Below are 15,643 nucleotides of genomic sequence, written 5' to 3' on the forward strand. Positions count from 1 at the left end.
AAACAGATTACCGGGTAAAGAATGGCAATCAGAAACATATTACCGAGCTTCATCTACACGCGATTATTCGGCGATCGTAAACAATTTGGGCTCGATATACAGGAGCAAGACTCAGATTGGCAAGCGTGGCTTAATTTCTACAATATTTTTTATACTGATACTCAGTCGACCGGAGTAGGTGAGCGCGTTAACCATCTTGGTTATAAGGTACTGAATAATATCGATTTTAAAGGAAAGATTGTCGCCGAGATTGGCCCAGGCTCTCTACCACATTTAGCATACTGGAATGCAATGCCAGACAGCTATTATGCAATCGATGTAAAAAAGGATTTCCTTGAAAATGCCCAAAGATTGTTACCAGACATTTGTAAACAGGTATTAGTAAAACGCGATCAAAAAATCCCCTTGGCAGAGCATTCCTTAGACATACTATTAACCTTCTACTCACTTGAACATATCAGAAATTTAGATGATCAATTAACTCATTATTTTCAGTTACTTAAAAAAGATGGGATATTAGTTGGGGCTATTCCCAATGAAGGCGGTATTGCTTGGGGGTTAGGACGTTATTTAACCACAAGACGCTTTGTAAAAAACAATGCGGATTTCAACTATGACAAAATCATATGCTGGGAACACCCCAATTTTGCAGATGATATTTTAAGGTCTATCAAAAAATGTGGTTTCAAACTGCAACTGTTGCAATATAAACCTTTATCTTTTATTCCGCTTACCGATACAAATTTAGTGACGTTATTCATCGCCACTAAGCAGGAATAAAAGCGATTTATGGAAGGGATTTAGTGAGCAATGTTGAACTAGCTACCGCTAAAGATATTGATGCCATCGCATCTATCCATGCAATCAGCCTTGCATCAGATGTACTGCCGCATTTTGGCAGAAATTATTTAAAGAAGTATTACTCTGAAATCATCCAAAGTCCCCGGAAAGACGTCTTAATTTACCGCCAGCAAAATAAGGTAACGGGTTTTATTGTATTGCGCACCGGCTCGTTTTCAATGACTTCCATTTTGCGTCTCAAAGATATAGTAGTATTTTTATGTCATTGCTTAGCTAAACCAAGTTTGTTTTTAAGAGCAGTTATTCAAACGGTTAGACAAACTCATATCGCAGACTGCGAGTGTGAGATCGACTATTTTGCTGTCGCTATTGATCAGCAAGGCAGTGGCATAGGCAAAGCGTTAATTCATGCAGCAGAAAATTGGTGCAGGGATAAAAATATACAAGTGCTTTTAACCAAAACGAATAATGCCAGATTGCAGGATTTTTATCTTCGAGAGAAAAAAGCTGAAACTCTCAAGGTGTTTTCTATTCTTAGAGAAACCTACAAAGTATTCAAATGGACAATAGAATAAATCTGCGGCACTGTTTATCACTGCTGTTTATATAATTGCTGCAGCGCTTTGTTCATCCTATAGGTTAACTTATCCACATCCAGCTGAGGCCAGATGGGAATATTGATCATGCTTTTACTCATACGCAGAGCATTGGGGAATTGCTCACCACCTGCGAATGGCTGATACACCGGCATGACCGGTATGGCGTAATCCACTAATATTCCCAGTTCTATGCCGTTTTTTTGAAAAACGCGGCCCCAATGATCGCGCTCACTCACTTCCAATGCCAGATGGCTATAGGTCGCTCCTGCGGTAAAATAATGCTGTATAGGATCTGGTGCATTCTGCTGTAGCATTGTCAGTACTATCTGAGCGTTAGTGCGTCTGCTTTGAATAATGGCAGAATAGCGTTCAAGTTGGCTTAACCCGACTCTGGCCTCTATGGAGCAGGGAAAAGCGTCCCAGTCAGCCGGAAACTCGATTTTTAATTCGTCATAATAATGGGTGAGTGAGCCCAACAACCCTTTACGATCTAACCATTGCACCACAGGGTAAAACCAGCTTGAAAACGCTACGCTGACAGCAAATAGATAGGCAAAACGTTTAAAAGGCTTTAACCGGTCTTTTTTACCATGTTCTGAACGCCATCGCATAATCCGCTTAAAGAGCTCAACATCATCCACCAGCACTGTGCCACCAAAAATACTGGTAATGAGTTTGCCAATGTTAGAGCCAAAGAACACCGCATCGCCAAAGTGGGTCACAGAACGTCCGTCAAATTCACAGTCATAACTGTGAGCACAGTCCTGAATCACATAAATCTTATTGCCAAAGCGCTGTTCAGCCTGCTCAACGACATTTTGTACCGCCACCACATCCATCGCCTGACCAAATAGATGGGTTACCACAATAGCGCGGGTTTTATCGTTAATCGCTTGGCTAAGCAATAGCAAATCCATATTGAAGCCAGCATTTTCGCTATCGACAAATCTTGGAGTATTACCACTTAACACAATGGCATGCGGCACCACAACGCAGGTATAGGCTGGGCAAATAACTTCTGCATCTTTAAGATCCCACGCCTTAAGCAGTGCAAATAATGCCGAACGGCCATGGGAGAACATAACACCATGCTTTCGTCCAAACTGGCTCGCCATTTTGTTCTCAAACTCAGACACAGCATTGCCTGAAAAAAAGCTAAAAGCCGCTTTCCAATCAGACCACGTAATCCAGGGCTTTAATCTAGGGATCATTCTTTATCATCCTGAGACTGCCAGTAACCCTGGCTTGCCATATGAAAACAGCTGGAGACACTATTGGTTTGTAACGATGTCCACTTATGCCTGCAGTTTACCTCATCCTGTAAACTCAGTGTTTCCCCTAACTTTATGGTTCTGACTACTGTGCCAATTGATTTGCGACTGCCGGTGACCACTTTATTAGCAATCCACTGTTTTAGTTTTTCCCTTAAAAAATAACTACGCAACAATGTCAGATTTAGACAACGTAAAGCGATCAGATAAATTGGTGACAGATGGGTCTGGCTGTGTGGATATAGCGATGAGTGAATTGTCAGTTGTTCATTTTGATAATCGTACTGATTAGTCATTAACTGCTGATTTGAATAGATAGCATTCTTACAGCTGATAAACACACCTGCATCACAATAATCTAAATGCTGTTGGCTAAAACGCATCACACAACCACCTTTGGCGATATTCACTAAAGTGTAATGCTGAGCACTTTTTTCAATCAGGATCTGAGTATCCCGTTGTGCAAACAGCTTTTTAAATGGCGGCTGGTAACAGGGTAAACTAACCTGCTGTGGCTGTTGCAACTGTGCTTCAAACTCGCAAGCCCAACAGTAACTGTTAAAAAGCGGTGCAAAGTTTGATTCATCAATCGCTGCAAGAGTAACTGTATGGTTTTGTGCAATAGAGGTTTGCATTTGCACAGCAATTGCCGCTGCCATAGCGTCTTTTTGAGCCCAATAGTGCAACCCGGCCGGATAATACACTCTGGTATTACGGCTACCTATTAACCCGCCAATCGAACCATCTGGGTAGATAAAATAGGATAAAAACACAATTGCAGGTTCCACCAGTTCATACACATTCAGATCAGGGCGGTGTGCATCTACATCAGCCAAATAATACAGACACAATGTCTGATAACCGGGGTCAGCTCCGGCATATTCTTTTAACCAACCAGCCTGTGATTGATTGGCACGAATGATGCCGATTAATTGCTGAATTTTTGCTTCAGTATTTTCACCTGTAAGTAATTGCCAGCGGACCAATGCAGCGGCAGCTGTGGCTAAATGATTACTGATTACGCCATGGGTTTCATCATGATTAACTAGATACTGTGCCGCTGGCGACAATACCTGGAGCAGTGCATCCAGTTCTTCCTTTTTAACCAATTCAGTTAAGTTTGCAATGGCCACCAGTGAATCATACAAAACCAGTGCAGTAACACAATATGAGCCCTCATAGGGAAAGGCTTCCTCAAAGCTACCGTCTTTACGCATTAAACCAGTTGTAGATTGTAGGATAGCTAAAATTCTGTTGGCTATTGATTGTGGGTCCACCTGTTGCGGCAACTGCTTATTAATCAGTAAACGGCTTAAACCATTCACCATGCCCTGAAAGGTTCCATTGGCAAAATCTTTAATTCCCCACGCCCAATAAAGGCGATCCCCCACACCGTAAGTGGCAGACACGCAGTCATTATCAAACATTGCCAACGCTCTGGGTAATACTTGATGAACTTGTGATAAACAACTGAATGTGGCCGAGTAGTGCTGCAATGGACTTCCCTAATATCTGTTAAATGGTTACTAGCTATGACAACTTGTTGATTAACTGGTGACACAAATATTGATAATCGTCTGACCAGCCATAATCCTCACTTAATGTATGAGGATGCCATAACAGACTAGCCTGCCCTTTTGTGTGGATAATTTCATCAATAAAATAATCGATTTGCACTCGTCGCTCGCTAGCATCTGCCATCGCGTAATCAAAAAGTTGTGAATCCATCAGCACCAAAGGCAAACTTTTCAACTGCAAACTTTGCTGATTATCAGGATCGACAGGCACAAATACCAGCGCCGCACCATTGCGAAAACCGCTCTGGTCATTAAAACCTAAGGTGGAATCTGTACTTATTCCTGTGTCAGCAAGATTCTTCCAGGTATTTTTAAAGCTGAATTTCAACCAGTGTTGCCGACTGTATTTAATAGCCTGCCCAAGTATTACCTCTAACTTGGCTTTTTGGTTACGCAAATTAATCAGGTTATTCCACGCATCAAAACTGGGATGCATGCCCAATTTAAAACCTGCATCACGCAACTTCAGTAGCTCTTCCATCAATGCACGTTCGCTGATGTCATACGCCGGATCGATTAACATTTGCTGCAGATTGCGCGTAAAGCCCACAGCCCCACCATAGAGGTGAATCACCCGGGTTATTTGTGCACTGTTCAAATCACACAATGCGTCAAACTGCCAGTAGTCTCCCTTCGAAAATAAAAAACGCAGGCTTTTCTTCAAACGCTCAACACTTGCTTTTAAGTGCAGGTTCTTTAATTCGCGCGCAGCATTAAATGCGTGAAAAAGACTTTGTTTACAACGAATAGCCCAGGTTTTTGATACCGCATCCAGATCGTGCGTCAGGTAAATTTCACAATCAGGTAATGCTGACAGCGCGTTGTGTGGATTAGCATGCTGACACCATAAGCGCAGAAACATAGCGATGCGATTAACCCATGCCCGTTGCCACATGCGCTTATCCCAACCATCTAACTTAAAGGCATAAGAGTGGATAGTGCCGCTTTGCTGTTCAAATTTGCGTTCTGCCAAGCAGTTTACATACCAGTAACAAACATACCACCAATCGATGCATTGCCAGTCATCACCATCATGGCATACCTCTGCAGGTACCAGAATCACGCCGTCTACTGAACATTCGTTTGCCCAGGGCGGTAAGCTAATTTCGTTGAGCTGAACGGGCAGTGCAACGTCTGGCAATTGCGCAAGTGCCCTAACGGGCAGTTGGGTAATTTCTTGCTCGCATCCTTGCCAGTAACGCTGTAGTTGCTCTACACAATAAGCTTTGTAATTGATCATACTGTTAACTGAATTTGCTATGGCGCAGTTTAGGAATCAATATAGATTTGATGCCACATTTCCAGACATAACATTCCCCATAACTGGCGCGCCCCAACCCCACCAAGGCGACCAATATTTTGCAATGCTGACTGGCTGAATATGCCACGTTGCCTGGCTCGCTGACTACTAAAAACATCCTGAATAAACTCAGCCACAGGCCCTTGCAGGCTCCACTGCGCCAAGGGTACCGGAAAGCCCATTTTGTCCTTTCTTGCCAACACATTTTGCGGCACTTTATTTTTTAACACTTCTTTTAACAATGCTTTGGTTTTGCCACCTTTAAACTTCATACCGGGTGGAACAGAGGCTACCAGTTCAGCGATGCGTTTATCCAGAAGCGGTACCCGAGACTCTAATGACACCGCCATGCTGACTCTGTCTTCAACCTGCAACAAAGCTGGCAACAAGGTTTGCAAATCAAAATTGGTCATCTTGTTAATGTAAGAATGTGTATTTGCACCGTTAAAAATGCTTTCGAACTGGCTAAATGGATGATATTGGTCCAGTAATGCCAGGGTGTCATTGCTCAGTAATGATTGGATATCCGGTGCTCTGTTAGTTAAGCGGAAATAACGCTTATCCATGCTTTCAAACAAACCTTCCTTCCAGAACTGATTTAACATAGGCACGTACTGTTTCAACAACGGAAGATTTGGCACTATGCTTTCCAGACTAACCAGATGTTTGCCTTCTTCCTGTGTCTCAAAAATTGCACCTTTTAACGCTTGCTCTAAATACCCCACCAGATAACGCGCATAACCACCAAAAATCTCATCACCACCTTGACCACCGAGGATAACCTTTACTTGCTTGGCTGCCTCAGCGGATACCCGATATTGAGGAAACACTCCGGGCCCGGCTACTGGCTCATCCAACATATAAATGATCTGATTAAAGTCTGTAATGAAATCCTTTTGACTAGGCTCAATATGCTGACAATTAGCACCACAATAGCGGGCAACATCATCGGCATACTCAGATTCGTCGAAACCGTGATACTCAGTAAATTTACCGGTAAAAGATTTTATTGGCGCATCAAGATAACCGGCAGCAATGGCTGTAACAGCACTGGAATCTAAGCCACCCGACAAATAGGTGCCTAAAGGCACATCACTGCGCAATTGCAATTTAACGCTGTCTTCAAGCAAACTGGTTAGTTTTTCATGTAACAGCTGCTCAGATACCTGCTCATTAACCGTAAAATCCAGATCCCAGTATCGTGCAGGCACTTGCGCACCGGATAATTCCCCCTCGATAAAGTGCGCAGGTTCAAGCTTGTTGATGTTGGCGAAAAGAGTCTGCTGGCCTAACAAAAACTGGAAGGTAAGATACTGCCCTATACCTTGCTGATTAACCTCTGCCTGAATCTCAGGATGTTTCAGCAGGGCTTTAATTTCAGAAGCAAAGATAAATTTGCCATTCACATTGGCATAGTAAAACGGCTTAACTCCAAAATGATCTCTAGCGGCAAGCCACTTGCCAGTGAAGGTATCCACAAAGAAAAAAGCAAACATGCCGTTGAGCTTATTCAGTGCATGTTTGCCCTCTTTAATCAGCAATTGCAGCAGCACTTCGGTATCGGAAAACGTACTAAAGACGATCCCTGACTGGGTTAAGGACTGCCGCAGCTCGAGATAGTTATAGATTTCACCATTAAACACCAGCGCAAAACGTTTATCTGCGCTGTACATCGGTTGCTTACCATGTTCAATATCAATGACGGCTAATCGCTGATGACCGAGCAGTATACCGTCTGAGCGAAATACGCCCTTTCCATCTGGACCACGGTGAAACATCGCCTGCATCATTTTTTCTATGGCAGATGAGTCGTTGATCCCTATTTTTTCAGGGACGGCAACAATCCCACAAATTCCGCACATAGATATTATTGACGTTTAAGTTGCATATGCACTGACAAAGAGTTGGGTTGGCTTGGTTCAAGCTGTTCACGATATTTGCGTCTCCAGCCTCCCCAAGGCCAGTGATAAACCAGCGCCATGGTCAGATAACCCCAGGTAGTGATACTGGTGATCATTTTGCTACTGCTAAGCTTTTGATCGTATCGCAATACAAAAGCAACTTCACCAAATTTGGCACCCAATAATTTTAATTTAACCAATTTTTCCAGTGTGCAGGTAAAGCCCATGCCTTTGAGCTGAATAAAATCATTGCCAAAAAACTGGATAGCTTTTTTAATTACGCTGGCCCGGTAGGCTCTGAACCCACACGAGTATTCTTTCAGGCCTTTTATCGGAAAAAAGACTTTCATAAACAGATTAGCTAAACGGCTGATCACGGCACGGTAAGTACTGATCCCCACCTGACCGCCACCTGGCTCAAAACGAGAGGCGATAACAACATCAAAACCTTGATCCAGTTTATTAATTAAATTGGGAATAAATTCCGGCTCATGGGTGTCATCACAATCCAGTCTGACAATCACATCATCAAAATCAGCTAATTCTGCAGCTAGCTCAAAAAGATCACGACTTGTTTCGCCAAGACCACGATTGATTACATGAGTGATCACATCAATTGGCATACTTGCCTGATATTCTTTCAACAGTACCGAGGTATGATCACTACTACCGTCATCACAGCATAAAACCTTGTAAGCATAATTATTATCTTGCATAACTTTTTGAATTTTAGGTAAAAGATTAGGCAATGACGCTTCTTCATTAAAAGCAGGTAATAATACAAAAATCATATTTTCTCCTAAATCTGGCTACAGACTGCGCCAGATACTATTGAAGGTAATAAGCTTGTATCGGCCATCACAGTTTTTACCTTTAACTATATCCAACATTTGCTGTTCAAACTTTACCGATGCAATCAGCAATACATCCCATTGGCAGTGCTCAAACACAGAATCAATGCCTAAAACAGGCACCTGTGCGATGAATTGCTTTTCTGTTGCTGCCGTTTGAGCCAAGCAAACAATCTGATTATGTGTTTTAAGCAAATCCAGTGCATATTGCCCCAGTTCACCGGCGCCATAAATCACCACACGTTGATTACGAATTGAATTACAGGCTAATTTGAAGAAAAAACGTTCACCGAAAAAAAACAAACAAAAACGTTTGAACCAACTATCAGAGGGCAACTTTGTATAACTCCAATTCATTCAATCGATGTTTGATGGCGGAGCAAGCGTCAAAATCTACTTGCTTAAAATCGAGTATGGCTAACCTGTTATTCAAAAAGCTCGCATCCTTAAGATGCTCTCTGTCGACACTGCTGATAATCATATACTCGGCATTGAATGTGGTTAATCTGGCGAATAATTCAGCACTATCTTTGTAAAAATAGTCCAAGTCACCTTGTTTACAGTCTATCAAAACCGCCCAGTAATTTGGATATACCGCTACATTATGCTGCATTCCCGCATAAAAAATGACATCGACAATTTCTTTTTGTCCCTGAAAAATACGGTTATACATGCCTTGTGGATCGCGATGTGCGTGAAAAACAGTCGCGTTTTCAGGTACAGATTTTAAGAACTGTTCCACGGCCCTGAACACCGCAAAATCTTGCACCTGCAACACCGGCAAACAATCGCTCATTTCAGTAAATTTATTATCACCAAAAAAGCGTGGTGGTAAATTTGCTATCGCCAAAAACAACAACAAACTCCAACTATTAAAATCCTGTATCAGGATGCCAGCGTAAACACCTATTGCAAACATCCAGAAGTGCTGAATATCTGCAAACCTGATTTTACTGTTAAGCAGGCTTACACCAAGAGGGGTAAACACCAAATAATTTACTACCGAGCAATGGATTAAATAGGTGATGATGAAAAGGAGGTTAAGGCTAATCCAATAGTAAAATTGTGCTGACCAGACTGCTTTATTCCGGTGATATTTGGACTCCCCCACTGCACCTATAATCGCCAGAATACGGCTTAAATGCCCTTTTTGCTCTTCACCAATAAGCAATGGCGCTATTTTCCACACAAGCACACAGCCTATACCTAGTGAGCTTATTAATGCATAGACATCCTTGGTCAGCACTTGCAGTCCAATTAATGCCAGCATAAATATCCCGGAGCTGAAGCTGGCAATAATAGCGATTGTTGCCAAAATACACGCAAACCAATACGCCTGAATGCTAAGTAAATAAAACACCGGCAAAATTAAAACCATACCCAGCGTATTGTAGTTGGACTTATAAAACACACAGTACAGTGACACTGTATTTACACAAAGAGCAAGCACCAGCGCGCATGAAGATAACCAGCCGAATTGCTGTTGTGTGGCAACTATGTAGCTGGCTGACACCAGCAGGACCAGATAACAAAAGAAATAATATTTAAAGCCTAAGCAAGCGTAAAACTTATGCCCCAAATAACTGTATTGAAACAATCTCGATAATTTAAAATCCCGTTTAAACAAAACATTTTGCACTGTGTCTTGCTGATATTTATCTTTGAGAAATACAAAGGGCAGATAAAAACAGGATAATAACGCACCATAAACGCTGTAGTGAGGTGTCTCGATTTTTTTTAACAGCGCGTTGAGCGTTGTCATCAATAACCCAACTAACAAATAGATGTTATAAAAAAGCTGAATAAAGGGATTTAATATCACCCTTAATATCAATGCCTTTTTGCTTGCATACCAAGGCACAGCTATCGTCGAAAATTCAGCATGCATAACTTAATTACTCACCACCAACTACAGGTAAAGACGGAATAATTTGCGTCCATTGCTTAAATTAGCAATAACCTCAAATTGATTTAAGCATGAATGATCAATAACAAACTGCGCAAATTGTTCACCAGCATAATTCCTGAATGCGTTAGCCATTTGCGGCTCATCAGGACTATGTGTTTGCAGGAACATTTCGTGAATTTGCAAATTGGCTAATAACGTTATCAATTGCTGATGCAGCTCTTGAGTTTTAATAAAATGATGAAAAATATTTAACGCCAGCACGACATCAAACTGCATTGGTTTGTTCACATATTCAAAGATGTTTTCGCACACTGCTTTAAACTGTCGGTGTTCAATTTGCTTGATGCGTTGCAAAAAATAAAAGCTGGTGATATTCCCTTCCACAGCCGTACAAAGATGCCCCTGTTGTTCCATTACCGCACAGGCGCGCCCCCAGTGACTGCCAATATCCAAGATAGTGCTGGCTGGCTTAGTAATGTGTTTTGCAATAAGTTCAAAACGCTCAGCATCATGGGTATAACGCAAACCGCTTAAATCCACATGCTGCAGCGGTGCATAAATTTCCCCGCCTTGTTCTTTAGCATAAGAGGTGATTTCATTTTTAAAATCCTGCCACTTGTTATGGCGCACAGCGATTTTAACTGGAATGGAAGGCAATTTAAGTAACTTGGCAATGCTCATCCGGTGTCTGCCATCGGCAAACAGTAGTTGCCCATCGCGGCCGATATTGATAGTGACATAATCTTCGCCAACAGGTTGCTTCCAGCCATGTTGCTTTATCTCGTTGAATAAAAGCTCGAGCTTTTCACAGCGCTGCTGGAGTTGTTGCTCATTGTGGCAATTAAATCGCACTTCACCTTTATTTAGCGACGCGAGGATATCCTGGTAATAAGCCGTTTCAGACCAGGGTGTTGTTTGCTCCACACGACTTTTTAACGAATGGTAAAACAGAATGCGGGATTCGAATGGCTGTGCTTGCAAATCCCAATCACCGTCTACCACACTGCCAAAGTGCAAGGTACCAAGATGTGCACAATGGGTAACCGATTGAGGGTCAATCCAGATAACATTGTCTTGCTGTTCACTGCCGTCATTGATATTAGATAATAAAAGTTCAGGTTTGGTTTTGACCAGCGCCTTGCCTAAGGTTTTGACGCAAAACTGCTGTACCTGATTGGCTTGCAGAAACTTGTATACGTTAAGGTAAGGGATCACATTACGTGAATGCTGTATCACAATAACATTATCAAAATTGGCAATATCTGTTTTAACGTCTTCAGATAACATCTTACAAGGCACATCAAGATATTCTGATATGCCATCAATTCGGTATCCTTTAGTTGATAACAAGGTAACAGATGCAGTCGAATTGTTATCCAAACGCCACTCACCAACACATTGATTAACTAAATCCAGCTTGGCGCAGGCAATAATTAATGTCTTACTGGAATTGTTCATCGCTGGATGTCCTATACAAATTCTGTTTAGTTATCGTCTGAATAACCCAACTGGGTTAATTCCTGTTTAAAAAAATCGCTTAACTGCTGTTGCTGCGCTGGATTAAGCTGGGTTTTCCACATGCCAATTGCACGTTTTTGCATAGGAATGGCTAACATTTGCGGCTCAAATTGCAATTGGCAAAATTCACACAACCGCTTTAACGCCGACGGCAAATCGTTAACCAGTTCCTGCAAACTAATTTGCATATACAGCCCGGTGGATAAGTAAGCCGTTTTTAATTCAATCTGGCGATACAAATCGCGGCAAATCTGCGCAGCTTGCATCAAATCAGACGGCATCCAGTTTTGTGACAGATACGAACACACCACATCCCGCGGGTCCCGATGCACATGGATAAACTTGGCATCTGCAAATAAGTTGTGTAACTGGCGGCAATACAATAAGTTCCAGGTATTGTCTTCAACCAGCACCTTTTTTTTATTATCTGCTAATAACTTACTAAAAAGTTTATCGAGAAAGTTTTGTGTCACCTTGATGATTTTTTGCTGATCCGGTGCCACATAATTGATCTGGTAATTATGTTTATACGACGGCGCCCCAACCCAGTATCCGTCAAAGCTAAAACTGCGTAAATCCGCAATATACTGCTCAACCTGTTGCATAAAGCCATCAAAATGTTGGTGCAATTCCCAGTTGAGATATTGGCTGGGATTGACTCTTATACCCAGCATCCGCAAACGCTTAATCACGCTGCTGACAAACCTTTCCAAGCCACGTTTGCGCCCCATGCGTGTCAGTAGCTTTTCAAGCCTGGTTAATTTTCGGTCAAACAGATAAGGCGACCATAAATCCTGATGGGCAAACACAAAATCAATAATGCCATCAGGGTCAATCATGAATCGGTATTCAAAGGGAAAGCTCATCACATCTTGATGCAATCCCATCAGCTCACGAGTGACTGAGGTGCCCGAGCGCCCCACACCACCAATAAAAATCATATTAGCTGCCGTCATTCAAACTGCTCACTATCGTCAGTGTGATTACGGTAGGGTATACAATTGCTGCGCAGTAACTGATGAAAATCCTGATGTTTTTTTAGTTTAAGCCACGCAAGACATTGCATGGCGTCTTCAGCAACTGACCAGATAGGATGAATTAATAAATGTAAATCCTGCTTGGTGTTAAAGGCTTCGCTATGCAGTGGATGACCATATTTAAAGCTTCCACCAGAATCGGACAAATACTGAATTTGCTTAACATACTGAGCTTGGTAGGTATGTGGATAAGCCAGGCTACTGTTTTGTTCGCCAAAAAAGTATTTGGGTGGACGATGAATACTGACTACTTTAGGTGTCACGCCTGTCCAATCCGTAAAACATTTAAGCTCTTGCTGTAATCCTGTTTCTGGCGTGGTGTAACACAGCACATCAAAATGCAAACTAATGGCATGGCCAAGCGCTTGGATCTGCTGAATAACCTTAAGGTTGTCAGCACTAAAAAAATTGTATGCATCACTGCGCATTAAAAAATAGTAGGTTGCGCTGATACCCAGCTCAGCTTCGCGTCTGGCAAAAGCCAAAGCTACCTGTAAATCAAAATCGATATCGTGACGTAAAAATATGCGTGGCGTAGCAACGGTGTTGTGGGCATTATTTTCAAAGCTACAGAATTGATAGCCCTGCAGTTTAATGGCAAGTAAGGTATCAAAAATATCCTGATGTAATTCGATCACAGTGTCACTCCTGACAGCGCCTGTTGAACCAACTGAGCATGTTTTTTCCAGCTTAATTCGCGTTTGGCAAACTGGCGGATTTGTTCGCGGCACTCTCCAGCGTTATCAGCCTTTAAGACAAATTCACGAACCGCGTCAATATCAAGCGGATGGTCGTCGGCCGATACATCTAATGTCCAGCTGCATTGGGCTAACGCCCGGTCAAAGGTGGATTTAACCACAGGCAACCCGTTAGCCAGATATTCGCGTACTTTTAATGCACAGTTTTCGCTCAATCCCTTGCGATGTAACCCCAGACCCGCGATACCAACCGACATTGTGCCGTATAATTGGTTTAATTGCTGGTGAGTTTGAAAACCTAAAAAATGCACCACATTATCTAACTGTAACTGCCTGCTCCGTTCTTGTAATCGTGCCAGTTCATCTCCAGTACCAGCAATATAATAATGCACATCGTCAGATTGATGTTTATCGTAGTAGGCTCTCAGCCCTTGTAATACGCGATCAAAACCATGCCAAAAACTCACATTTGCCACACTAATTAAATTTAACCTTTGCTGCAAAACCAGGCCATGTTTTGAATCAGAGCTGTTATCCAGAAAGGCTTTGGCAAGCTGATTAGAAAAAAAGTGATTGGGTTTTCCATCAATTTCTGGCGAAAACTGCGTACTGAATACAAAGTCAACATGTTGCAACAAGAGCTGACGATTGCGGCAATCTGCGTTTATTTTTGCCTGATCCTGTATTTCCTGTGTATAGGGAAAAGTCGCAAACTCAATGCACAGCTGTTGCTGCTGTTTTGGCAAGGCTGCAGCAAATTGTGCTAAACAAGGCTGTTCATACATTTTGTCATAACGGCAGTACACAACATCCGCTTTGCAATATTCTGCTGCCTCTGTCGCATGTTGCCAGAATTGTTGTTTTTCAGTTTCTACCGCAATTGGCTGCCATTGTTTTACCACTGAAAGTTCACCATGGTCAACGCGTGCTAAGTGCTGACTGCCAAGACTCATATACAAGGCATACACCTCCATGCCTGCATCAGCAAAACCTTGCAACTGTCCTAATAATTTGTGCCACACTCCTGCCAGTTTTTTTGAAAACTGATTCACCCGATAAATAACCAGAATGCGTTGCTGACTTTGATGCATATTACGCTTTCTCAAAGGCTGATGCATGTGGCAACAAACTGTGTAAAGCCTGCTTTATACGTTGTTTGCTGTAAGCAAATTCCTGTGGTGTAGCATCACGCTCTGTAAAGCGCCCCTTGGCCATAGAATCATTCAGGCAATACATTTGATAGTTGCCTGATTCGATTTCAACAGCCGCTTTTTCCACATTTTCAACGCTGCGCAACTCGACATATTTTCGTCGTTTAAAAGCATTTTTAACGGAATCCGGATAAAACTGCCCGCTGGCAAATTGCCAGTAGCGAAACAAATACTGGTTAACATCAGTGGGCGCACGAAAACGCGATGCGGAGGTTTGCAACAATGCCGCCGGCTCTTGTTGCCAGACGGTTTCATACGTTTGTTTCAGATACGGCTGTGGCTGATGATAATTAACAAAACCGCTGAAAGTTTTCCAGCGCAACAACAACAAGGTATCCAACATTTTTAGTCCATAACCGGGATGAAACCACTTCCGCCAGTTTTTGCGAATAATACCACGCTTGGTCAGGCCCTCGCCTTTATGTCGGTTAAAGTTTTTATTAATTAATTCCAAATCGTTAAGCACAATAGGTGCGATTACACCTTCATGCATAATGTTGGAAATAGCTGCATTCACCGGTAAACCTTGACGAAAAAAATGCGTCTGTTGCATCGGCTGCAAAACAAAACAGTCGTCATTAAAATAAATAAACTGCTCACTTAATCCTTTGATTTTATGAAAATTAATTTCGATTGGATTAACGTTAAAAACCGGTAAATATTGTTTATCTAAAAAATCTTCGTGCTTAACGATAGTGATTTTATCGTGGTGGGTATTTAACCAGGCTGGTAGATGGCCCCAGGTTACAAAAAAGATGTGATTAACCCAAGGCATGAATTTCTCAATCCCACGAAACAAATACTGCAGGTTGTCCCAGTCGCGATAACGGTCAGCGCCATTCATTATTGCATTTGGTGTAGCGTATTTTGCTTTCTCAGCCAGCCACGCGGGATCGTTTCCATCTACCCAGGTAATAACGATGTCGATAGGATCAGCAAATTCGGTCACGCATTATCACTCTAATGTTCT

14 protein-coding genes are annotated in these 15,643 nt (G+C 42.3%); 2 read left to right on the forward strand and 12 right to left on the reverse strand.

Annotated features, from left to right (window positions below):
• Positions 1-21: 21 nt before the first annotated feature.
• Positions 22-780, forward strand: a complete 759-nt coding sequence (locus H8B19_RS03920; RefSeq protein WP_186505472.1) for a class I SAM-dependent methyltransferase — start codon at positions 22-24, stop codon at positions 778-780.
• A 23-nt stretch (positions 781-803) separates the two neighbouring features.
• Complete coding sequence (locus H8B19_RS03925; protein ID WP_186505473.1) at positions 804-1,376, forward strand: GNAT family N-acetyltransferase; 573 nt, start codon at positions 804-806, stop codon at positions 1,374-1,376.
• A 17-nt stretch (positions 1,377-1,393) separates the two neighbouring features.
• On the opposite strand, the gene H8B19_RS03930 is transcribed toward H8B19_RS03925, so the two are convergent.
• The 12 genes from H8B19_RS03930 to H8B19_RS03985 form a co-directional block, all read right to left on the reverse strand.
• Complete coding sequence (locus tag H8B19_RS03930) at positions 1,394-2,611, reverse strand: DegT/DnrJ/EryC1/StrS family aminotransferase (RefSeq protein WP_186505474.1); 1,218 nt, start codon at positions 2,609-2,611, stop codon at positions 1,394-1,396.
• Complete coding sequence (locus H8B19_RS03935) at positions 2,608-4,167, reverse strand: hypothetical protein (protein ID WP_186505475.1); 1,560 nt, start codon at positions 4,165-4,167, stop codon at positions 2,608-2,610. Before H8B19_RS03935 ends, H8B19_RS03930 begins: the two co-directional genes overlap by 4 nt.
• A gap of 34 nt (positions 4,168-4,201) precedes the next feature.
• Positions 4,202-5,488 (reverse strand): polysaccharide deacetylase family protein, encoded by a 1,287-nt coding sequence (locus H8B19_RS03940; protein ID WP_186505476.1) that lies wholly within the window; start codon positions 5,486-5,488, stop codon positions 4,202-4,204.
• Between the two features lie 29 nt (positions 5,489-5,517).
• Entirely contained in the window at positions 5,518-7,410 is a 1,893-nt protein-coding gene (gene asnB, locus H8B19_RS03945) for an asparagine synthase (glutamine-hydrolyzing) (protein WP_186505477.1), read from the reverse strand.
• Between the two features lie 5 nt (positions 7,411-7,415).
• Entirely contained in the window at positions 7,416-8,240 is an 825-nt protein-coding gene (locus tag H8B19_RS03950) for a glycosyltransferase family 2 protein (RefSeq protein WP_186505478.1), read from the reverse strand.
• 18 nt (positions 8,241-8,258) lie between these two features.
• Positions 8,259-8,636, reverse strand: coding sequence for a hypothetical protein (locus H8B19_RS03955; RefSeq protein ID WP_186505479.1), 378 nt, complete (start codon positions 8,634-8,636; stop codon positions 8,259-8,261).
• Positions 8,626-10,062, reverse strand: a complete 1,437-nt coding sequence (locus H8B19_RS03960; RefSeq protein ID WP_186505480.1) for a hypothetical protein — start codon at positions 10,060-10,062, stop codon at positions 8,626-8,628. The genes H8B19_RS03955 and H8B19_RS03960 overlap by 11 nt, the downstream gene beginning before the upstream one ends.
• Before the next feature lie 147 nt (positions 10,063-10,209).
• Complete coding sequence (locus H8B19_RS03965; protein WP_186505481.1) at positions 10,210-11,667, reverse strand: ParB N-terminal domain-containing protein; 1,458 nt, start codon at positions 11,665-11,667, stop codon at positions 10,210-10,212.
• 26 nt (positions 11,668-11,693) lie between these two features.
• A complete protein-coding gene (locus H8B19_RS03970; protein ID WP_186505482.1) occupies positions 11,694-12,683 on the reverse strand; it encodes a sulfotransferase in 990 nt (329 codons plus the stop codon).
• Positions 12,680-13,402: a hypothetical protein gene (locus tag H8B19_RS03975; RefSeq protein WP_186505483.1), complete on the reverse strand. Its 723-nt coding sequence runs from the start codon at positions 13,400-13,402 to the stop codon at positions 12,680-12,682. The genes H8B19_RS03970 and H8B19_RS03975 overlap by 4 nt, the downstream gene beginning before the upstream one ends.
• On the reverse strand, positions 13,399-14,568 hold the full coding sequence (locus H8B19_RS03980; RefSeq protein WP_186505484.1) for a glycosyltransferase: 1,170 nt from the start codon (positions 14,566-14,568) through the stop codon (positions 13,399-13,401). The genes H8B19_RS03975 and H8B19_RS03980 overlap by 4 nt, the downstream gene beginning before the upstream one ends.
• A complete protein-coding gene (locus H8B19_RS03985) occupies positions 14,555-15,622 on the reverse strand; it encodes a Stealth CR1 domain-containing protein (RefSeq protein WP_186505485.1) in 1,068 nt (355 codons plus the stop codon). Before H8B19_RS03985 ends, H8B19_RS03980 begins: the two co-directional genes overlap by 14 nt.
• Positions 15,623-15,643: the final 21 nt, after the last annotated feature.

The sequence above is a fragment of the Neptunicella marina genome, from assembly GCF_014270035.1.
Lineage (GTDB): Bacteria > Pseudomonadota > Gammaproteobacteria > Enterobacterales > Alteromonadaceae > Neptunicella > Neptunicella marina.